The organism is Paractinoplanes lichenicola, from assembly GCF_016785085.1.
GTDB lineage: Bacteria > Actinomycetota > Actinomycetes > Mycobacteriales > Micromonosporaceae > Actinoplanes > Actinoplanes lichenicola.
The window spans coordinates 202993-223036 of sequence record NZ_JAENHO010000002.1 but is presented as its reverse complement, the minus strand read 5'-3'; the positions used below and the strand labels follow the sequence as shown (position 1 = coordinate 223036).

Genomic DNA, 20044 nt, shown 5'->3' with positions numbered 1-20044 from the left:
TCCCACCGACCGGAAAGGGCGCGCATGAGACCGACGGCCACGCGGGCCGAGCTCACCGACGGCGACCTGATCCAGCTCTCCGCCAGCCGGCCCGAGGCGTTCGGATCGGTCTTCGACCGGCATGCCACCACCATCCACCGCTATCTGTCGCGCCGGGCCGGCACCACGCTCGCCGACGACCTGACCGCCGAGACCTTCCTCACCGCCTTCCGGAGCCGAGCCGGGTACGACACCGGCCGGCCGGACGCGCTGCCCTGGCTCTACGGCATCGCGGCCAACCTGCTGCGCGGCCACCAGCGGGCCGAGACCCGGCAGTATCACGCGCTGGCCCGTACGGGCATCGATCTGGCCCTGGCCGGTCACGACGACCGCGTGTCGGCCCGGGTCGACGCCTCCGAGCAGGTGCGCGCCCTGGCCGGAGCGCTCGCGCGGCTCAACGCGGGCGAGCGCGACGTGCTGACCCTGATCAGCCAGGCCCAGCTCAGCTATCCGGAGGTCGCCGAGGCGCTGGGCATCCCGCTCGGCACCGTCCGCTCCCGGCTGCACAGCGCCCGCAAACGCCTGCGCGCCGCCCTTCCTCACCTGAACGAAACGAACGGGATCGACGATGAATGACCTCGACCTGATGGAGAAGTTCCGCGCCGACGTGCCCCCGCCCGCGCCCGACGTCCTGGCCAGTGCCCGGGCCGCCATGTTCCGGGCCGAGCCACCCCGGCCCCGTACGAGATGGGTCTGGCGACTGGCGCCCGCGGCGGCGCTGGCCGTGGCCGTCGGAGTGGCCGGCGTGCTCACGCTCCCCTCCGAGCCGGCCGGACAACCCGGTCAAGGCCCGGCCCCGGCCACCGCCTCCGACGCCGTGCGAGTGCTGCGCCTGGCCGCCGCCGAGGCCCGCCGCGAACCGGTGCTGAAGGCCCGGCCCGACCAGTTCGTCTACGTCGAGTCGCGCTACGCCGGCACCGGGCGCCGGGCCGGGGTCGGGGCGGACGGGGAGACGGCACCGTCGGAGCGGCGCCGCCAGGTCTGGCAATCGGTCGACGGCACCCGGACCGGCCTGCTGCGCGAGAAGGACGGCGACACCCCGCTGGACGCGGGCTTCCCCGCCTATCGGGACAAGCTGCCGACCGACGCCAAGGCGATGCGCGCGTTCCTCTACCAGGACGCCAAGCCCAACCCGAAGGGCATCCCGGTCGACCAGATCGCGTTCACCAAGGTCAGCGAGACCCTGCGCGAGCAGTATCTGCCGCCGGCCGCGCTGGCCGCGCTCTTCGAGGCCGCGGCCACGATCCCGGGCACCAAGACGGTGCCGCGGACCGACTTCGCCGGGCGGCGCGGCGTCGCGGTCTCCCGGGCCGACGCCTTCTTCCGGCAGGACCTGATCTTCGACGAGAAGACGTACAAGTTCCTCGGCGAGCGCAGCGTGGTCGTGGGCGAGCTGCCCGACGTGAAGAAGGGCGCCGTCATCAACTTCACGGCCCAGCTGCGGATCGCGATCGTCGACCGGGCCGGTCAGCTGCCCTGACGGACGTACCGGAGAAAGAGCATGTCCTCGAGCGTCAGCACGTGACGCAGGGACATGCCGCGGGGGGTGGTGGTGGCGCCGGTCGAGATGCGGCCGGGGCCACCACCGACGAGCAGCGGCGACACCGTCAGGCAGAGCTCGTCGACCAGGTCCTCCGAGATCATCGACCCGAACAGGCTGGGGCCGCCCTCGCAGAGCAACTGCGTGGCGCCGCGCGCGTGCAATTCCCGTACGGCCTGGGCCAGGTCTGTCACGGCGACGACCTCGGCGGCGTCACCCAGGCTGCGGGCCGGCCCCGTGGTGATCACGATCGGGCGGATCGGGGCGTCGGAGAAGACGAGCTGGTCGAGGTCGAAGGTCAGCGAGCGCGAGACGATCACCATGAGCGGGAACTCGGGCAGGCCGTTAGCCACCCGCCAGGCCCGCGCGTCCTCGGTCAGCCGCAGCGCGTCGTAGTTCTCGGCCCGGACCGTGCCCGCGGCGACGATCAAGGCGTCGCAGACCATCCGGAGCGAGTCGAAGATCTCTTTGTCGCCGGGCCCGTGCAGCCCGCCCGAGAGCCCGTCGACGGTCACCGCCCCGTCGGCGCTGGCGATGAAGTTCATCCGCAGCGTCGGCCCCGGATTACGCGGATAGAGCTCGACCAGCCCGTCCCGGTTCGACGGCCACGCGGGGAACGTCGTCATGGGCCGGGCGGCCCGGTCACCGGCGGGATCGGCTCGGGCGCGCGGTGCTGGCAGTCGCACCACGAGCCGCCGCGGCAGTCGTCATGTCGCCTGTCCCGGCAGGCCTGACAGATCACGACCCGACCCTACCCCGGGATTTTTGTCGCCGGAGGACACGGCTCCGCAACCCGGGCGAAACGCCGAATTGGCAGGCTGGTCGCCTACGGGGATGGCATAACCGTGCCGTCTTGCCGACGGGAGGAGTCGCATGTTGCTGCGGGTTCGAGTCACACTGCCCGATCGCCCCGGCGCCCTCGGTCAGGTGGCTCGCACGCTGGGCGTCGCCGGGGCCGACATCGTGCAGGTGGTGGTGCTGGAACGCCTCGGCGGCCGGGCCGTCGACGACTTCACGGTCGTCTGGCCGGGCGCCTCCCGCGTGGAGCGGCTGCTGGCCGGTCTCGCCGCCATTCCCGGCGTGCAGGTCGACGGCGTGTGGAAGGCGATCGGCGCCCCCGTCTCGGGCGGTCACGACGCCGAGCTGCTGGCCCAGGTGGCCGCGAACCCGGCCGACGGGCTGGCCACGCTGGTCGACGCCGTGCCCGGCCTGCTGGCCGCCGACTGGGCCGCCGCGGCGTTCGTGCCGGCCGACTGGGCCGCCCGCTCCGGCGCGCCCCGGCCGCTGCCCGCCGAGCCCGGCCTCAGCTTCGGCGCCGAGCCGACGATCGCGTACGCGAGCTGGCGCGCCCCGGCCCCGCTGCAGCTGCCCGAGATCACCCCGCTGCGGGCCCGGCCGCTCACCGCGCCCGACAACACGCGGTACGCGATCGCCCCGTTCGGCCGGGCCGGGCTGGTGCTCGTCGTGGCCCGTACGGACGAGGAGGACCTGCCCGCCGCCGCCTTCCACATCACCGAGGTGGACCGGGTGGCCCAGCTGGTGCGCGCGGCCGCGGTCATCCTGGGCGACCGGCTCGACGCCGCCGTGCCGTCGGCCCTGTGACCGGACTCTCCCCGAATTCCCAGCTCAAGCAATGTCCGGTTAACAGCCGCGGAGGAGAATTGACCCCGGAACAGAGCTGAACGTGACTCGCCGAAAGGGGTGCCGGACATGGCGCTGTGGCGGATCCGGGCAACGGTTGACGACCGGCCGGGCTATCTCTCCGTCCTGACCGCGAGCCTCGCGCTGCGGTCGGTCAACATCCTCGCCGTCCAGGTGCACACCACCGAGGCCGGCGCGGTCGACGACTTCCTGGTCGACGCGCCCGACTCGATGAGCGAGGCCGAACTGCTCGCCGCGATCGCCAAGGGCCGCGGCCGGGATGCCTATGTGTCCCGGGCCGAGGCCCAGGGCCTGGTCGACCAGCCCACACGGGCGCTGGCGCTGGCCGGGCGGCTCGTGCACGAGTCCGACGCGCTGGGCGAGGCGCTGGTCGCCCTGCTCGACGCGACCGAGGTGCGCTGGCGGCCGGAGCCGCTCGCCGGCCGCCCCGGCTACGAAGCGGCCCGGATGACCCTGGCCGACCCGGCCGGCGGCTCGTTCGAGGTGCTGCGGCGGCTGCCGGCGTTCACCCCGGCGGAATACGCACGGGCCCAGGCCCTGGTCGAGCTGTCCGGCTCGATGCTGCGCCGGCAGGACGAGCAGATCACGCTGCTGCTGCCCGACGGCGCCGAGCTGGTGATCCGGGCCGCCACGAGTCACGACCTGGACGCCGTACGGGGTCTGCACGAGCGCTGCTCCGCGGCCTCCCTGCAGCGCCGTTACCTGGGTGGGGGCGCCCCGGGCGAGGCCCGGCTGGCCCGCCTGCTCGAGCCGACCGGCACCGGGCGCACGCTGATCGCGCTGGCCGGCGAGCGAGTGGTGGCGATGGGCAACCTGCTCGCCGAGGGTGACCTGGCCGAGGTCGCGATGCTGGTCGAGGACGACTGGCAGCGCCGCGGCATCGGCACGGCCCTGCTGCGCCGGCTGCTCGCGCACGCCGAGCGGGCCCAGATCGCGGCCCTGCTCGCGCACACGGCGGCCGACAACGTGGCGATGCTGCGCACGCTGCGGCGGCTGGGCGCGGGCACGGCCGACCGCGACGGCGCGATGGCCACCGTGACGCTGCCCGTGCCCGGCGCGCGACCGGTGGGCGAGGAGACTCCGGCGACCTTCTAGGCCGTACGGGTGCCGTGCTCGACACACGACGCGGTCCAGCCGGTCGGCACGACCTGCACCTTCATGCGCCGGCGGCACTCGGGGCAGAAGCGCGGCGGCTCCAGCTCACGAGCCGCCGCGCACGCCGTGTGATCCCCCTCGGCGGCCTGGTTGCCGCAGCGGTCACAAAACATCTCAGATCGTCGCCGAGAGTGCCTTGACCGGCATTTTCAGATCCTGCAGCAGCTCCAGGTCGCTGGTGGCGGGGCGGCCCAGCGTCGTCAGGTAGTTGCCGACGATCACCGCGTTGATGCCGCCCAGCAGCCCGTCGCGCGTGCCCAGGTCGCCCAGGGTGATCTCGCGGCCGCCGGCGAAGCGCAGGATCGTGCGCGGCATGGCCAGCCGGAAGGCCGCGATGGCCCGCAACGCGTCCTTGCCCTCGACCACCGGCTGGTCGCCCAGCGGCGTGCCCGGGCGCGGGTTGAGGAAATTCATCGGGACCTCGTGCGGGTCGAGCTCGGCCAGCTGGGCCGCGAACTCGGCCCGCTGCTCCAGCGTCTCGCCCAGGCCCAGGATGCCGCCGCAGCAGACCTCCATGCCCGAGTCGCGCACCATCTTGAGCGTGCCCCAGCGCTCCTCCCATGTGTGCGTGGTCACCACGTGGGGGAAGTGCGACTGGCAGGTCTCGAGGTTGTGGTTGTAGCGATGCACGCCCATGTCGACCAGGTCGTCGACCTGCTCCTGGGTGAGCATGCCGAGGCTGGCCGCGACCTGGATGTCGACCTCGGCCTTGATCGCCTTGACGCCCTCGCGCATCTGCGTCATCAGGCGCTGGTCGGGCCCGCGCACGGCGGCCACGATGCAGAACTCCGTGGCGCCGGTGGCCGCGGTCTGCTTGGCCGCCTCGACCAGCGACGGGATGTCGAGCCAGACCGAGCGTACGGGCGAGGCGAACAGACCCGACTGCGAGCAGAAGTGGCAGTCCTCCGGGCAGCCGCCGGTCTTGAGCGAGACGATGCCCTCGACCTCGACCTCGGGGCCGCACCACTTCATGCGGACGTCGTGGGCGAGCTGCAGCAGCTCGGGCAGCGCGTCGTCGGGGAGCCGCAGCACTTCGAGAATCTGCGCCTCGTCGAGGCCGACACCGTCGTTGAGCACTTGAGAGCGGGCCCGGTCGAGGATCTCTGACATGTCCGCACCATAACAACAAGCACTTGGGTCCAGCCGGACTGTCGGAGGCGGGTGGTAGTTTCCCCTTCTCGTGATCCGTGGAGGTGTTTTGGCGGGCTGGTTGGACGCCCTGGAGAGCCTGGCCTCGAGCAGGGCCAAGGCAGGGCTGACCCGTCGGCTGCGGCCGCGACCGGCCGGCGACCCCGTCGTCGATCTGGCCGGCAACGACTATCTCGGCCTGGCCACCCATCCGGCGGTGATCGAGGCCTCGGCTCAGAGCCTCCAGGCGTACGGGTTGGGGGCCACCGGTTCCCGCCTGGTCCGCGGCTCGTCGGTGGCGCACGCCGAGCTCGAGTCCGACCTGGCCGCCTGGCTGGGCGCGGAGTCGGCGCTGGTGTTCTCGTCGGGCTATCTGGCCAACCTGGCCGCCGTGCGCAGCCTCACATCCGTGTGTGACCTGATCGTCTCCGACGCGTACAACCACGCCTCGCTGATCGACGGCTGCAAGATCTCAGGCACCCGTACGGTCGTCGCCCCCCACAACTCGCCGGCCGCGGTCGCCGCCCTGCTCGATGAGCATCCTGGCCGCGCCCTGGTGGTGACCGAGTCGGTGTTCTCGGTCGACGGCGACCTCGCGCCCCTGGCCGAGCTGCACGAGGTGACCTCGGCCCGCGGCGCCCTGCTGCTGATCGACGACGCCCACGCGCTCGGTCTGCTGGGCCCGGCCGGCGCCGGCGGCGTGGTCGCGGCCGGGCTGGCGGGCCGCTCCGATGTGGTCGTCACCGCGACGCTGTCCAAGTCGCTGGGCGGCGCCGGCGGCGTGGTCGCCGGGCCCGCGGCGTTCACCCGCCACCTGATCGACACCGGCCGCACGTTCATCTACGACACCGCGCTGCCGCCCGCCGTGGCCGCCGGGGTGCACGAGGCGCTGCGCCTCGCCCGGGCCGCCGACGACCGGCGCGCGCTGCTCACTTCCCGAGCGGCCCAGACGGTCGCCCGGCTGAGCGCGGCCGGCTTCGAGGTGTCCCCGCCCGCCGCCGGCGTGCTCTCGGTGCTTGCTCCCGGCCCCGAGGCCGCCCTGGGCTGGGCCGACGACTGCCGCGACCGCGGCGTGGCCGTCGGCTGCTTCCGCCCGCCGTCCACCCCCGACGGCTCCTCCCGGCTGCGCCTGACCCTCAACGCCGGGGTCTCCGACGCCGATTTCGCCCGTGCCCTCGACGTCATCGTGGAGTGCTCGCCGTGACCCCCACCTCGATCAGCCTGACCGCCCTGCTGACCCGCCTGCCGGCCGCCACCGTGGTCTGGACAGCGCGGGGCGGCGGCTTCACACCCCCGACCCGGGCCGTCGATCCCGAGCGTGTGCTCGCACCGGTCGAACTGGACGCGCTGACCGTCCCGGCCTCGGTCGCCACCCCGCTGCCCGCCCAGCGCGCCGCCGAGACCACCCCGCCGGCCGGCACCGCCCCGGCGGTCGAGCCCGAGCCGGTCGTGCCCGTCTCGCCCGCGCCCGGCGTGCCGTCCACACCGGAGCCCCCGCTCCCCACGCCGATCTCACCGGCCCCCTCACCCGGCCATCCGCTGCCCGACGTGCCGCTGCCCGACGTGCCGGTGCCGGTCTCGCCGGCGCCCGCCGCCCCCGGGCTCGACGACCTGCCCAGTGCCGAGGCGATCGGTGCCGAGGTCTCGGCCGAGCTGGCCGCCCAGGCTCAGCCCTCCCCCCGCCGCTCCGCGAAGGGCGAGTGGCGCGGCATCGTGCTGGTCACCGGCACCGACACCGAGGTCGGCAAGACCATAGTCACGGCCGCCGTGGCCGCCGCCGCCCAGGCCTCGGGCCTCACGGTGGCCGTCATCAAGCCCGGCCAGACCGGCATCAACACCGGCGCGCCGACCGACATCGACGTGATCACCCGCCTGGCCGCGCCCGACACCACCCGCACCCTGGCCGAATATCCCGAGCCCATGGCCCCCCTGGCTGCCGCCACGGTGGCCGAGATGCCCCCGCTCGAGCTCTACGAGGTGGTCGACGCCATCCGCGCCGAGGCCGACAAGCACGACCTGGTGCTCGTCGAGGGCGCCGGCGGCCTGCTCGTCCCGATGGGCGTGCGCCCCTCCGGCGAGTCCTGGACGGTCGCCGACCTGGCCACCACGCTGGGCCTGAGCACGATCGTGGTGGCCCGGGCCGGCCTGGGCACGCTCAACCACACCGCCCTGACCCTCGAGGCCCTGGCCCGCCGGGGCGTTCCCGCGGGCGTGGTCATCGGCGCCTGGCCCGCCCACCCCGACCTGGTGCACTGGGCCAACCTGAGCGAGCTGGTCCCCCACCTGGTCGGCGCGCTGCCCGAGGGCGCGGGCTCGATGGATCCCGGCGTCTTCCGCCGCTCGGCCCCCGGCTGGCTCACCCCCGGTCTCTACGGCGACCTGGAGAACTGGCGAGTCTGGGCCGAGGAGTCAGGCGACGGCCACCACTAAGGCCGCTGAGCGCGGCGGTCACTCGGCTCGGCCGGGCGGGCGCGGCGTCGGTGGCGCCGGCCGGTCGTCGATCGGGTCGAGCTTGAAGGTCACCTCTTCGCCCTCGTTGAGCGAGACGACGTCGCCGTAGTGGCGGAATTCGATCCCGCCCGACGAGACCTGATAGGTCACCTTCTCGGGCGTCACCGTCACGCTGAGGCCGGCTCCCCGCCAGCGCAGCCGGAACCGCAGCCGGTTCAGCCGCGGCGGGATGCGGGGCGAGAGCGACAACCGCCCGCCCGTGTCCCGCAGCCCGCCGAAGCCCATCACCACCGCGATCCACGCCCCGGCGCAGGCCGCGATGTGCAGCCCGTCGCCGCCGGACTCGCCCCCCGCGCGCAGATCCAGCAGGGCGGCCTCGGCCAGATAGTCGTGGGCGAGCGACAGATGGCCCAGCTCGGCCGCGAGCACCGCCTGCACGGGCGCCGAGAGCGACGAGTCCCGCACCGTACGGGCCTCGTAGTACTCGAAGTTGCGCCGCTTCTCGTCCAGGGTGAACTCGTCGCCGCACAGCACCATCGCGAGCACGAGGTCGGCCTGCTTGACCACCTGCTTGCGATACAGGTTGAGGTAGTGGTGGTGCAGCATCAGCGGATAGTCCTCGTCCGCGAAGGACTTCCACTCGTCGAGCCGCGTGAAGCCCGCCGACTGCTCGTGCACCTGCCGCCGCTCGTCGTACGGGACGGCCAGCCGCTCGGCGATGTGCCCGGACACCTCGTCGAGGGCCGCCGCGCGCAGGTTGCGCCGGGCCATCAGGTTGGTGAAGACGTTGTCGTCCATCAGCGCCGTGTATTCGTCCGGCCCGGTCACCCCGGCGATGTGCGCGACGCCCTCCTCGTCCAGGTAGGCCACCTTGCGCCACAGTTTCGCGGTCTCGGCGATCAGCTCGTCGCCGGCCTCGCGCATGAACACGTCGTCGCCGGAGGCCGCGTGGTAGCGCAGCACCGCGTCCGCGATGTCGGCGTTGATGTGCAGCGCCGCCGTCCCGGCCGGCCAATAGCCGGAGCACTCGGGCCCGCTGATCGTCCGCCACGGGAACGCCGCGCCGTCGAGCTTGAGCTCCCGGGCGCGCTCGCGGGCCTGGTCGAGCGTGCTGTGCCGCCAGCGCAGGGCCTGGCCGACGCAGGCCGGATGCGTGTAGGTGAGCACCGGCAGCACGTACGACTCGTTGTCCCAGAGCGTGTGCCCGTCGTACCCGTTGCCGGTCAGCCCCTTCGACGGGATCGGGTGCGGCCCGGCCTGCGCGCCCGCCTGCAGCACGTGGAACAGCCCGAAGCGCGCACCCTGCTGCACCAGTTCGTCGCCGTCCAGCTCGATGTCCGCGTACGCCCAGAAGTCGTCCAGATAGCGGCGCTGCTCGGCCAGCAGCTCGTCGAAACCGGCGCGGGCGGCGGCGTCCCGGTCGGCGCGCGCCTTGTCGCGCTGGTCGAGCCCGTCCCACCCGTACGCGAAGATCTTGTCGAACGCGATCGAGCCGTGCGCGGTGGTCGTCCAGCGCAGCCGGTCGGGACCGGTGACGATCTCGCCCTCGGGCCCGAGGTGCGTCACGGCCACGGCGACCGTGATGCCGCTGCGGCGGGTGCGATGCACGAGCAGGTCACGGTCGTGGAAGACGGGCACGAAGGCGTCCTCGATCACGGCGCTGGCCCGGGGGTCGTCGCGCGGCGGGGGCTGCGCCTCGTCGACGGCCACGTCGGAGTCGACGCGCAGCTCGGCGTCGGCCTCGACGGAGTAGCGGATCGCGGCCACCGACGGACGCTCGAACGACACCACCCGTACGCTGCGCAACCGCACCTCGACCCCGCCGGGTGACACCCATTCGACCTCGCGGGTGAGCGTGCCCGCGCGCAGATCGAGCACTCGCTCATGCCGGCGCACTTCCCCGGTGCGCAGATCGAACGTCTCGCCGCCGACGGTCAGGTTGATCGGCTTGCCGTTGGGGGCGTTCACCACGGTTTCCGTACGCTCGGGGAACGCGAACCCGGCTTCCGGATAGGTCAGGTCGCGCACCTCGTAGAGCGAGTTCAGAAACGTGCCCGGCATCCCGCTCGGCTGCGGCTCGTCCAGGTTGCCGCGCAGCCCGATGTGCCCGTTGGCCAGCGCGAACAACGATTCCGCCTGCCTGTGCCCGGCGTCGTCCGAGGGCAGACCGATTTCCCGTACGACCCACGGCTCGGCCGGTCCGATCCGGCTCATCGGCCCAGCTCCGGACGGCCGCCGACATGCTGCACGGTGGACCCGGAGGCGGCCGTGGCCCGCTGCGCCGCCTCCTCGTAGGACTCGCCGGCCAGCAGCGCGGCGGTCAGCGCGGCCACGAACGAGTCCCCGCCGCCGGTGGTGTCGACCGCCGCCACGTCCCCCAGCGGGATCTTCAACCGGCCGCCCTTCCACAGGAACAGGTTGCCGTCGGACTGCGCGATCGCGAGCAGTTTCGGGCCGTGGTCGAGCAGGTCCTCCCCCAGGTCGCCGGACTCCTCCTCGTCGGCGCGCACCACATCGGCGTACGGGAGCAGGGTCTTGTCCTTGATCTCGCCGTCGAGGACGACCAGCCGCCCGGCCTCGTGACCGATGCGGGCCGCGGCCAGCGCCGCCGCGGCGGGTTGCTGAAGTTGCACGAGCACGGCGTCGGACTGCGCGATCGTGTCGCGGGCGCGCAGGATGTCGGCCTCGGCGAGCAGCACGGGCGGCGGCAGGTGCTCGATGTAGCGGTAGTCGCCACCGGACTCGAGGATCTCGACGATCACCCCGGTCGCCTCGCCGCGGCGGCGCACGACCGCGCGTACGTCGATGCCGTCCGCGACCGCCTGGGCGAGCAGGGCGTCGCCGGTCGCGTCGTCGCCCGCCACCGCGATCAACGACGGACGCACGCCGAGTTGAGCGAGGGCGACCGCCTGGTTCGCGCCCTTGCCGCCGAGTTGCTCGCGGCGCTCACCCGCGGCGGCCGAACTGCCGGGATCGGGCAGCCGGTCTACGGTGAGAACCAGGTCGCGGGCGAGTTGACCGATCACGGCGGCGGTGGGTGCTGTCACGTGCAGATGAGTACCCAGCAACCGACTGGTTGTGCGACATCCGCGGCTGAGGCTTGCCTGAGAACTCAATTCGCCCATCGAGAGCATTGCGGGACACGGATGCCCTTTCTAGGCTTCCATGCACCGTTGCCACTGTGAGGGGGATCACCGGCCATGACCAACAGCAACCCCGTGTCGTCGAACGCGTACGAATATCTGGACACCGTCGGTCCGGAGGAGCAGGCGCGCCTCGAGGCCGTCCGGCGTTACCGGCTGGTCGACCAGCCGGTCGAGGACGCGTACGACCGGATCGCGTACGTGGCGGGCGCCATCTTCGACACGCCGATCGCGACCGTGTCGCTCGTCGAGCAGGACAGGGTGTGGCTGGCCGCGTGTCAGGGCCTGTCCGGCGTACGGGAGGTGGGCAAGGAGCCGGGGCTGTGCGCGTCGGTCATCGCCCAGGACGACGTCTACGTGATCAACAACGCGGCCGTCGACCCCCGTACGCTCGAGCACCCGCTCGTCCGCGGCGACCTGGGCCTGCGCTTCTACGCCGCCGCACCGATCCGCACCCACGACGGGTATCGCCTCGGCACCGTCAACGTGATCGACAACCGCCCCCGCGAGGCGTCGAAACGGCAGCTCCAGGCCCTGGAACACCTCGCCTCCATGGTGTCCGACGAGCTCGAGCTGCGGCTCATGGTGATCCGCAGCGCGGCGGCCGAGCAGCGCATGCGCGAGACGGTCAGCTGATTACGAATCCGGCGCTTCGGGTAGTTCGCACCGCATGCGAACCCCCCGCACGATCGCTGTAGTAGCGCACCAGAAGAAGACGTTGGGCGGCGGCCTGGACGAGTTGCGCCGCCGCCTGACCGACGCCGGCATCGACGACCTGCTCTGGCACGAGGTGCCGAAGAGCAAGAAGGCCCCGGCGGCGGTGAAGAAGGCGCTCGAGTCCAAAGTCGACCGCCTGATCGTGTGGGGCGGCGACGGCATGGTGCAGCGGTCGCTCGACGTCGTCGGCCGGCTGGGCGCCAAGACCCCGGTCGGCATCATCCCGGCCGGCACCGGCAACCTGCTGGCGACCAACCTGGGCATCCCGGCCGACCTGCCCGAGGCCGTCGAGATCGCCCTGCACGGCACGCCGCACCGCATCGACCTAGGCCGCTTCGAGGGCGAATACTTCGGCGTGATGGCAGGCGTCGGCTTCGACGGCGCGATGATCAGCGACGCCGACCGCAACCTCAAGGACCGCCTGGGCAAGCTCGCCTACGTCTGGGCCGGCGTCCGCCACGTCAACGAGGCCCCCGCCACGGCAACCATCAAAATCGACGGCACGAAGTGGTTCGACGACGAGGCCAGCTGCGTCCTGATCGGCAACGTCGGCACGATCACCGGCGGCATCCGCGCCTTCGACGACGCCAAGCCCGACGACGGCTGGCTCGACGTCGGCGTGGCCACGGCCCAGGGCGCCCTGCAGTGGGCCCGAGCCCTGGGCACGATGGCCGTCGGCCGCAGCGACAGCTCCCCCTTCGTCCGCACCACCCGCGCTCGCCGCGTCGACGTCAAACTCCAATCCAAAATGGAATACGAACTCGACGGCGGCGCCCGCACCAAGACAAAGTCGTTCTCCGCCAAGGTCGCCCCCGGCGCCGCCAAAATCTGCGTCCCCCGCAAGCCCTCCCCCCTCTCCTAACCCCCACTCGCCGCCGCCCGCCCTCTCCTGACCCCGCTTGCCGCTACCCCTTCCTCGCCCACCGCCGCCGCGTTGTGCCCGGCTTCTTGCTCGCCACCTGCCTGGCTCGCCCCTCGCCCGCCCTCACCCGCACTTCAACCCCCTCATTGCCAGGGTTGCAAAGATTACTTTGCAAAGATAGCTTTGCATGTATGAAGAGTGATGAGGGCAGCCGCCTGGACCCGAGAACGCTGCGCGGCCTGGCGCACCCGCTCCGCGTCCGAATGCTCAACCTGCTGCGCGAGCACGGCCCCTCGACGGCCAGCAAACTCGCCGGCCAGCTGGGCCAGTCGAGCGGCGCCACCAGCTACCACCTGCGCCAACTGGCCGCCTACGGCTTCGTCGAGGACGCCGGCGACCGCACCGGCCGTGAGCGCTGGTGGCAGGCGACCCACGCCCGTACGGACCTCGACCCGGCCACCAGCCGCGAGGCTTTCGACCAGGCCGAGGGCTATCTGCGGGCCGTCGCCGCGGCCGACTTCCAGCGGGTCGAGGCCACCATCGGCGACCTCCCCAGCCTGCCGGAACCGTGGCAGGACGCGTTTTTCCTGGCCACCGAGCAGCCCCGCCTCTCCGCCGCCCAGGCCGTCGAGCTGCGGGCCCGCGTCAAAGCCTTGGTCGACGAATACGCCGCCGCGGCCCCCGCCGACGCCACCCGCGTCAGCGTCCAGTGGCAGATCCTCCCCATGCTCGACCGGCCCGCCGAATGAAACGCCCCTTGGCCGGCCTGCTCGCGGCCGAGGCGGTCTCACTGGCCGGCAGTCACATCGCGACCGTCGCCGTCCCCTGGCTGGTGCTGGTCACGACCGGCTCGGCCACCCGGGTCGGCATAGTCGCCCTGGCCCAGACGCTGCCGTTCGTGCTGGCCGGCATCGTCGGCGGCGCCTTGGTCGACCACATCGGACCACGCCGCGTCGCCATCACCGCCGACGTCGCCAGCGCGTTCGTGGTCGGCCTGATCCCGCTGCTCCACCTGACCGGCCAGCTGACCTTCGCCCGCCTGGTCACCACGGTCGCGCTGGCCGGCACGATCGGCGGCTGCGGCAACGTAGCCAAACGCGCCCTCCTGCCCCAGGTGATCGAGGCTTCCCGTACGCCCATGGCCCGCGCCACGGCCCTCGTCGAGGGCTTCGCCCGCGCCGCCCTGCTGGTCGGCCTCCCCCTCGGCGGCATCCTCGTCACCACCCTCGGCCCCGCCCTGGTCCTGACCATCGACGCGGCGTCGTTCGCCTTCTGCGCCCTCATCGTGGCCGCCACAGTCCGTGTCCCCACCGCCCCCGCCGCGTCAGAAGCCGCCACTCCGCCAGAAGCCGCCACCCCATCCGGACCCGTCACCCCGCCCGAAGCCGCCACCCCGCCCGCGCCCGCGACCGTCGCCCCGCCGGCAACCGTCGCCCCGCCCAGAGCCGCCACCCCGCCCAGCAACGCCGGACAGACCGGTCTGGCCGCCGGATTCGCCTTCCTCCGCCGAGACCGCCTGGTCATAGCCGTGACCGCGATGCTCTTCGTCACCAACCTCGTCGACCAGGCCTACATGACCGTCTTCCTCCCCGTCTGGGTCCGCGACACCGGCGCCGGCCCCGCCGCGCTCGGCTGGATCGGCGGCGTCTTCGGCCTGGGCGCCGTACTCGGCGCGGCCACCTACTCGGTCCTGGCCTTACGCCTCCCCCGCGTCGCCACGTTCGCGATCTGCTCCCTGCTCGCCGGCTCCCCCAAGCTCTTCGCCCTCGCCCTCACCGACCACCAGTGGCTCGTCCTGGCCGTAGCGTTCGGGGCCGGCCTGGCCGCTTCCACCCTCAACCCGATCCTGATGGCGGTCGGCTACGAACGCATCCCCGCCCACCTGCGCGGCCGCGTCCTCGGCGCGATCGGCGCCCTCTCCTTCGCCGGCATCCCCCTCGGCGGCCTGCTGGGCGGCCTCTCGATCGACGCCGCCGGCCTGCGCACCGCCCTGCTCGCGGCGGGCGCTCTCTACCTGGCCGTCACGCTCGCCCCGTTCCTCGCCCTACCCTGCCTGCACCGAGCCCTCGGCCAGCCACCGACACTCACGGCCCCACCGGAACCGACACTCATCGCCCCACGAGAACCAGCACTCATCGCCCCACCGGAACCGGCACTCATCGCCCCGCCTTCTCGGGGAAGGCGGGATCGCCGGTGACGTCGAACGCCAAAGGCGTGCCCGGGAAGCCACCGACGAGAGCGGCCGAGCCAGTCGGATAGCCGACAGCCGCCTTCGTCCCCGCCAGGACCGGCGACCGCCCCTTAGGCCCGTATCTGCCCGCATATCCCCTGGATTGCACCGCCGGACCGCCACCACACTGGCCTTTCCATCCGGCACCGCTACGCATCTCCAGGGGGTTCGCCATGACGTTCCACCAGGGCTCCGCAGTAGGCGTCGTATCCGTTCTGACTGCGGCCACCGTCATCGTCGTCGGCTACCGCCACGGTCACAATCCGTCCGCCTGGCGGGCCACCCGGCGGCAGAGGCGGGCCGCCCGTCACACCCAGCCCCACGCCTGGGTCCCCACCGCGCAATTCATGACCGTCCTCCTCGTGATCCTGGCTGTCATGTTCGCGGCAGCCTACGACGCCGGAAACTGACCCCGGCGGTTATCCACAATCCGGGGTTATCCACAGGCCACGAAGCGATCATCGGCGATCTGCGCCATCATTCGCCGATGCCGCCAACCCGGGGCAGACCGCGACGAGGGTGGGGGCCCCCTTGGAAGGGTGGGCCCTGTTCAGGAACAGTGATCAACTAGGGCGGGAAACTGCGGTCGGACAACGGCGTTCGGCCGCAGCCCCTCACCGATCGAGCACGACGAACCGCAGCAACGACCGATAAACCCGCACAGCGTCCCGCACCGACCCGAAGTGTGAGGACGCGTTCCCGTCCAGATAGGTCGTCTCCACCGGCACCTGCTCGATCGGATGCCCGTCCCGAGCCGCCCGCAGCAGCACGTTCATCTCGTATTCGAACCGCTCCCCCGGCACCTCGCCGAGCCACTCCAGCAACCCGCCCGGCACCCCGCGCAGCCCCGTCTGCGTGTCCCGCACCCACCGCCCGGTCGCCGCCCGGAACACCGACCGGGTCACCGCGTTCCCGATCCGGCTGCGGGCCGGCATCCGCCGCACCCGGCGCACGCCCAGCACCAGCCGGTCGGTCGCTTCCACGGCCGCCAGCACCCGCCGGATGTCCGCCGCCGAGTGCTGCCCGTCGGCGTCGGCGCAGATCACCGGCTCGCCCGGGTACGCCTGGGCCACGTACGCGAAACCGGTTTTCAAGGCGGCCCCTTTGCCGCGGTTGACGGGATGCCGCAGCACCACGCACCCGGGCACGGAGACGGGCTCGGAACTCCCGTCGTCCACCACGACGACCTGCTCGAACTCGGCGGCCAGGGCCCGGAGCCGGTCGGGCGACGGTTGATAAACCGGCAGCAGCAGCACCATGCGCGCAGCTATACCCCGCGTCGCAGCATCGTTACCATCCGGCGCTCGCGCCGCAGCAGCACAGCCGGATCTTTCACGCCGAAGAACCAAAGCCGCGACGCCGTGAACAATCCCTGCTCCACGAGGGACCCACGGCCGGGCACCGGCACGTCGACCAGCGCCCGCGGCGGCAACCCCAGCACCTTGAGCGCCAGATAACGCGCCCGGGGGAGGTGCCAGGCGTGCGTGACCAGACCCAACGGCCGCGACGGGCCCAGCGACAGCCCGTCCAGCAGCCCGTCCGCCACCACGTTGAGCAGATTTTCCAGCGTGCTGCGCGACCGGCACTCCATCCGCAGCAGCCCCGCGTCGACCCCCGCGTCGAGGGCGACCTGACGCATCAGATCACCCTCACGGCACCCTTCCGGCGGCTCGGGAGCGCCGGATCGGGCCTGCTCCCAGCCGCCGGCCAGGATGATCCGCTCGACCGGCGGGTGGGCGACGGCCGCGCGCACCCGGGCCAGCGAACCGGGGGACAGCTCACCTGCGGCGAGCCCGTTGCCGAGGACCAGGAGCGCGGCCGCTACGCGATCTGCTGCCACCAGCCGTCCACCGCGGGCGGGTTGTCGACGTCGACGCGCTCGCCGGGCCGCGGCACGGCCAGCCGTACGCCTCGGGCCTTGGCCTCGCTCCAGGTGCGCTCGACCGGCTCGGCCCAGTCGTGCAGGGCCAGGTTGAACGTCGCCCAGTGGACCGGGATCATCAGCCCGGCGCCGACGTCGACGGTGGTGGCCACGCCGTCCTCGGGGAACATGTGGATGTCGGGCCACGACTCGCTGTACGCGCCCACCTGCACCAGCGAGACGTCGAACGGGCCGTGCTGCTCGCCGATCTCGGCGAACCCGGGGAAGTAGCCCGTGTCGCCCGAGTAGAAGACCTTGCGGGTGGGCCCGTTGATGACCCAGCTCGTCCAGAGCGTGCCGTCACGGCCGAGCCCGCGACCGCTGAAGTGCCGGGCGGCGGTCGAGATGAACTCGATGCCGGCCACCTTGTGCTTGTCGTTCCAGTCCATCTCGACGATGCGGGTGGCCGGCACGCCCCAGCGCTCGAGGTGCGCGCCCACGCCCAGCGGCACCAGGAACGGCGCGGCCTGCAGGTCGACCAGGTTTTGAATGGTCTCCATGTCGAGGTGGTCGTAGTGGTCGTGCGAGATCAGCACGGCGTCGAGCGGGGGCAGGTCGCGCAGCGCGACCGGCGGCTCGTGCAGGCGGCGGGGGCCGGAGAGCCGCGACGGTGAGCACCGCTCGCTCCACACCGGGTCGAGCAGCACCCGCTTGCCCTCGATCTCGACCAGCGCCGACGAGTGCCCGTACCACGTGACGTGCAAGCCGTCGGCCGTGGCGCCGGGGGCCGGAGTGACCAGCGGGATCGGCAGGCGCGGGTGGCGGCGCTCCCGGTCGCGCAGGGTGGCGGCGAAGATCTTGGGCATCGACGAGGCGGCCAGCATCGTGGCGGGCACGGTGTTGTGGAACTTGCCCTCCGCGAACTGGGGCGAGGCCTGCATGCGGGCCAGCCGCTCGCCGCGGGCCTTGGCACCCATCTGGCGCGGGATGTCACGCGCCACCCACACCGCCGCCGCACCCAGGGCCAGCGCAATCAATGATCCCGTACGTCCTCGCTTCGCCATTCGACCAGTCTGACGGGCCGGGCAACGGTCCCGCCACCGGATGCCTTTTGTGACACACTCCTCGACCGTGAACGTCGACATCCTTCAGAGCCAGCAGCAGCTCATCGTGCGGCAGCGCATCCGCATGATGGTCAACCAATACGAGATCCACGCCGCCGCCCCCGACGGCAGCGAGGCCGGCATCCTCGCCTTCGCGCAGCAGAAGCGCATGGCGTTCAAGGAGCAGGTCACGCTCTACACCGACGACACAAAGAGCACCCCCGTGCTCGGCTTCAAGGCCCGTCAGGTGATGGACCTGGGCGCCACGTACGACATCACCGACGCCCAGGGCACGCCGATCGGGCTGTTCCGCAAGAACTTCAAGGAGTCGCTGCTCCGCTCCACGTGGCACCTCGAGCAGCCCGGCTTCGGCGAGATGATCGGCCGCGAGACCAACGTGTGGGTCGCTGTGCTGCGCCGCTTCGTCGAGGCGCTCTCGTGGCTGCCCTACCACTTCGACTTCGTGCTGGGCGACCGCCCGGTGTTCTCGGTGGTCAAGAAGTGGGGCCTGCGCGACCGCTACGTCGTGACGATCCACGACCCGCGGGTCGACCGTCGCCTGGTCGCGGCCATGTCCGTCGCGTTGGACGCGCTGCAGTCCCGGTAGCGTAGGGCGGATGGACGATCCTCGGGCTCAGCGCCTCTTCGGCGACAAACTGGTCGCCCCCGGCGACCTCGCCGCCAGCCCGTTCCGCGTCGACCGTGACCGGATCGTCGCGTCCCCCTTCTTCGCCCGGCTCGCCGGCGTCACCCAGGTGATCAGTCCCGGGGGCGCCGGCCTGCTGGTGCACAACCGGATGACCCACAGCCTCAAGGTCGCGCAGGTGGCCCGGGCCATCGCCGAGCGGGTCGACCAGGGCCTGGCCGACAAGCTGGGCGGCTGCGACCCCGACGTGGTCGAGGCGGCCGCCCTGGCCCACGACCTCGGCCACCCGCCCTTCGGTCACCTCGGCGAGCGCGTGCTCGACCGGGTCGCCCGGCAGCGGCTCAAGCTGCGCGACGGCTTCGAGGGCAACGCCCAGTCGTACCGGATCGTCACCAGCACCGAGATCCGCGGGCAGGCCACGATCGGGCTCAACCTGACCAACGCCGTACGGGCCGCGATTCTGAAATATCCGTGGACCCGCCGCGGCGAGGCCCGCCTGCTCGACCCGGCGCCGCGTGGGGCCGCCCCGCCGCCCGACGACCCCGACGGCGGCTCGATCAAGTTCGGCGCCTACTCGACCGAGGCCGCCGACATGCGGGCCGCCCGGTCACCCTTCGCAGGCCGGGTCGCCGACTGGCAGCAGACCGTCGAGGCCTCGGTCATGGACACCGCCGACGACATCGCGTACGCGATCCACGACCTGGAGGACGTGCACCGGGTCGGCGTGCTGCAGCAGGGCGCGGTGGCCACCGAGCTGATGGCCTGGCAGCGCTGGGGCACCGGGACGGATCTCAACCGGGCCGGCGGCGCCATCGAGTCGCTGCGCCGCCAGCTGCACCGCAAGGACGGCTGGATGGCCGACGACGAGGCCTTCGCGGCCGCCGTCGAGCTCGTGCGGGCCGAGCTGGTCGACGGCCTGCTGGCCCGCCCGTTCGACGGCTCGCTGGAGGCGGAGGCCCAGGTCGCGGCGTTCTCGGCCACGTGGACGCGGCGCCTGGTGGAGTCGGTCGAGACGATCGCCGACCCGGCCATCCGCTCCGGCCATGTGCAACTCGCCACAGCCCAGTGGCACGAGGTGCAGATCCTCAAGTTCGTGCAGAACAGGTTCGTGCTGGCCCGCCCCGACCTCGCGCTGCATCAGCGGGGCCAGGGGCGCCTGGTCGCGTCGCTGGTCGAGGCCCTGATGGCCTGGCTGATCGACCCCGACGAGGAGGAGCGCATCCCCAGCCGGCTTCGTGACCTGGTCGAACTGGCCGAGGCCGAGCTGCCCGACGGCACTCCCGAGCGCATGGACCGGGCGCGTGGCCGGGCGGTGGTCGACTTCGTGGCCGGCCTCACCGACAACCAGGCGGTGGGCTTGATGCAGGCGCTGTCCGGCAAGTCACGACAATTATGGACCGATGCGTTCGTGCTTTAAAGAGATCAAGAGGTCCCGGCGGGGTGGTGGGTACGGACCGTCGCTCCCGCGGGGACCCGCGCGTCTTTCGCTGGCCGCTGGCGCGTCCAG

At 72.4% G+C, this 20044-nt stretch carries 21 protein-coding genes; 13 read left to right on the top strand and 8 right to left on the bottom strand.

The features are described 5' to 3' along the window. Positions 1-24 precede the first annotated feature (24 nt). Both JKJ07_RS05625 and JKJ07_RS05620 read left to right on the top strand, forming a co-directional pair. Positions 25-615, top strand: coding sequence for an RNA polymerase sigma factor (locus JKJ07_RS05625; RefSeq protein ID WP_202990173.1), 591 nt, complete (start codon positions 25-27; stop codon positions 613-615). Beyond that, on the top strand, positions 608-1519 hold the full coding sequence (locus tag JKJ07_RS05620) for a CU044_5270 family protein (protein WP_202990172.1): 912 nt from the start codon (positions 608-610) through the stop codon (positions 1517-1519). Before JKJ07_RS05625 ends, JKJ07_RS05620 begins: the two co-directional genes overlap by 8 nt. On the opposite strand, the gene JKJ07_RS05615 is transcribed toward JKJ07_RS05620, so the two are convergent. After that, on the bottom strand, positions 1507-2205 hold the full coding sequence (locus JKJ07_RS05615; protein ID WP_202990171.1) for a pyrimidine reductase family protein: 699 nt from the start codon (positions 2203-2205) through the stop codon (positions 1507-1509). The genes JKJ07_RS05620 and JKJ07_RS05615 overlap by 13 nt on opposite strands. A 247-nt stretch (positions 2206-2452) precedes the next feature. On the opposite strand from JKJ07_RS05615, the gene JKJ07_RS05610 reads away from it, so the two are divergent. Both JKJ07_RS05610 and JKJ07_RS05605 read left to right on the top strand, forming a co-directional pair. Further along, positions 2453-3181, top strand: coding sequence for an ACT domain-containing protein (locus JKJ07_RS05610; protein ID WP_202990170.1), 729 nt, complete (start codon positions 2453-2455; stop codon positions 3179-3181). 108 nt (positions 3182-3289) lie between these two features. Further along, positions 3290-4336: a GNAT family N-acetyltransferase gene (locus JKJ07_RS05605; protein WP_202990169.1), complete on the top strand. Its 1047-nt coding sequence runs from the start codon at positions 3290-3292 to the stop codon at positions 4334-4336. On the opposite strand, the gene bsaP is transcribed toward JKJ07_RS05605, so the two are convergent. After that, a complete protein-coding gene (bsaP, locus tag JKJ07_RS05600) occupies positions 4333-4509 on the bottom strand; it encodes a biotin synthase auxiliary protein BsaP (RefSeq protein ID WP_202990168.1) in 177 nt (58 codons plus the stop codon). The two genes, JKJ07_RS05605 and bsaP, sit on opposite strands and share 4 nt — an antisense overlap. A gap of 1 nt (position 4510) precedes the next feature. Further along, positions 4511-5506 (bottom strand): biotin synthase BioB, encoded by a 996-nt coding sequence (bioB, locus tag JKJ07_RS05595; RefSeq protein WP_202990167.1) that lies wholly within the window; start codon positions 5504-5506, stop codon positions 4511-4513. Positions 5507-5594: 88 nt separating this feature from the next. On the opposite strand from bioB, the gene JKJ07_RS05590 reads away from it, so the two are divergent. Both JKJ07_RS05590 and bioD read left to right on the top strand, forming a co-directional pair. Continuing rightward, on the top strand, positions 5595-6728 hold the full coding sequence (locus tag JKJ07_RS05590) for an 8-amino-7-oxononanoate synthase (RefSeq protein WP_202990166.1): 1134 nt from the start codon (positions 5595-5597) through the stop codon (positions 6726-6728). Between the two features lie 449 nt (positions 6729-7177). Next, entirely contained in the window at positions 7178-7954 is a 777-nt protein-coding gene (gene bioD, locus JKJ07_RS05585; protein ID WP_202990769.1) for a dethiobiotin synthase, read from the top strand. A gap of 18 nt (positions 7955-7972) precedes the next feature. Here bioD and JKJ07_RS05580 read toward each other — a convergent pair whose 3' ends face one another. Continuing rightward, a complete protein-coding gene (locus JKJ07_RS05580; protein ID WP_202990165.1) occupies positions 7973-10189 on the bottom strand; it encodes a glycoside hydrolase family 65 protein in 2217 nt (738 codons plus the stop codon). Continuing rightward, entirely contained in the window at positions 10186-11022 is an 837-nt protein-coding gene (locus tag JKJ07_RS05575) for a PfkB family carbohydrate kinase (RefSeq protein ID WP_307834131.1), read from the bottom strand. The genes JKJ07_RS05580 and JKJ07_RS05575 overlap by 4 nt, the downstream gene beginning before the upstream one ends. 153 nt (positions 11023-11175) lie before the next feature. Here JKJ07_RS05575 and JKJ07_RS05570 point away from each other — a divergent pair, with 153 nt between their 5' ends. The 5 genes from JKJ07_RS05570 (at position 11176) to JKJ07_RS05550 (ending at position 15337) form a co-directional block, all read left to right on the top strand. Next, the gene (locus tag JKJ07_RS05570) at positions 11176-11754 is read left to right on the top strand and encodes a GAF domain-containing protein (protein WP_202990163.1); all 579 of its coding nucleotides are present in this window, start codon (positions 11176-11178) and stop codon (positions 11752-11754) included. 34 nt (positions 11755-11788) lie between these two features. Continuing rightward, positions 11789-12697: a diacylglycerol/lipid kinase family protein gene (locus tag JKJ07_RS05565; RefSeq protein WP_202990162.1), complete on the top strand. Its 909-nt coding sequence runs from the start codon at positions 11789-11791 to the stop codon at positions 12695-12697. Positions 12698-12888: 191 nt separating this feature from the next. Then, entirely contained in the window at positions 12889-13446 is a 558-nt protein-coding gene (locus JKJ07_RS05560; RefSeq protein WP_202990161.1) for an ArsR/SmtB family transcription factor, read from the top strand. After that, complete coding sequence (locus tag JKJ07_RS05555; RefSeq protein WP_202990160.1) at positions 13443-14894, top strand: MFS transporter; 1452 nt, start codon at positions 13443-13445, stop codon at positions 14892-14894. The genes JKJ07_RS05560 and JKJ07_RS05555 overlap by 4 nt, the downstream gene beginning before the upstream one ends. 206 nt (positions 14895-15100) lie before the next feature. Beyond that, positions 15101-15337 (top strand): hypothetical protein, encoded by a 237-nt coding sequence (locus tag JKJ07_RS05550; RefSeq protein WP_202990159.1) that lies wholly within the window; start codon positions 15101-15103, stop codon positions 15335-15337. Positions 15338-15541: 204 nt separating this feature from the next. On the opposite strand, the gene JKJ07_RS05545 is transcribed toward JKJ07_RS05550, so the two are convergent. The 3 genes from JKJ07_RS05545 to JKJ07_RS05535 are packed head-to-tail and all read right to left on the bottom strand — an operon-like array spanning position 15542 to position 17852. After that, positions 15542-16186: a glycosyltransferase family 2 protein gene (locus tag JKJ07_RS05545; protein WP_202990158.1), complete on the bottom strand. Its 645-nt coding sequence runs from the start codon at positions 16184-16186 to the stop codon at positions 15542-15544. 8 nt (positions 16187-16194) lie between these two features. Beyond that, positions 16195-16767, bottom strand: a complete 573-nt coding sequence (locus tag JKJ07_RS05540; protein WP_202990157.1) for a YdcF family protein — start codon at positions 16765-16767, stop codon at positions 16195-16197. Then, positions 16749-17852, bottom strand: a complete 1104-nt coding sequence (locus JKJ07_RS05535) for an MBL fold metallo-hydrolase (protein ID WP_202990156.1) — start codon at positions 17850-17852, stop codon at positions 16749-16751. Before JKJ07_RS05535 ends, JKJ07_RS05540 begins: the two co-directional genes overlap by 19 nt. Positions 17853-17919: 67 nt before the next feature. Between JKJ07_RS05535 and JKJ07_RS05530 the strand changes: the two genes are divergently transcribed. Together JKJ07_RS05530 and JKJ07_RS05525 are read left to right on the top strand one after the other, a co-directional pair. Continuing rightward, positions 17920-18498, top strand: coding sequence for an LURP-one-related family protein (locus tag JKJ07_RS05530; RefSeq protein ID WP_202990155.1), 579 nt, complete (start codon positions 17920-17922; stop codon positions 18496-18498). 10 nt (positions 18499-18508) lie between these two features. Next, positions 18509-19954, top strand: coding sequence for a deoxyguanosinetriphosphate triphosphohydrolase family protein (locus tag JKJ07_RS05525; protein WP_202990154.1), 1446 nt, complete (start codon positions 18509-18511; stop codon positions 19952-19954). The last annotated feature ends 90 nt before the right edge of the window (positions 19955-20044 follow it).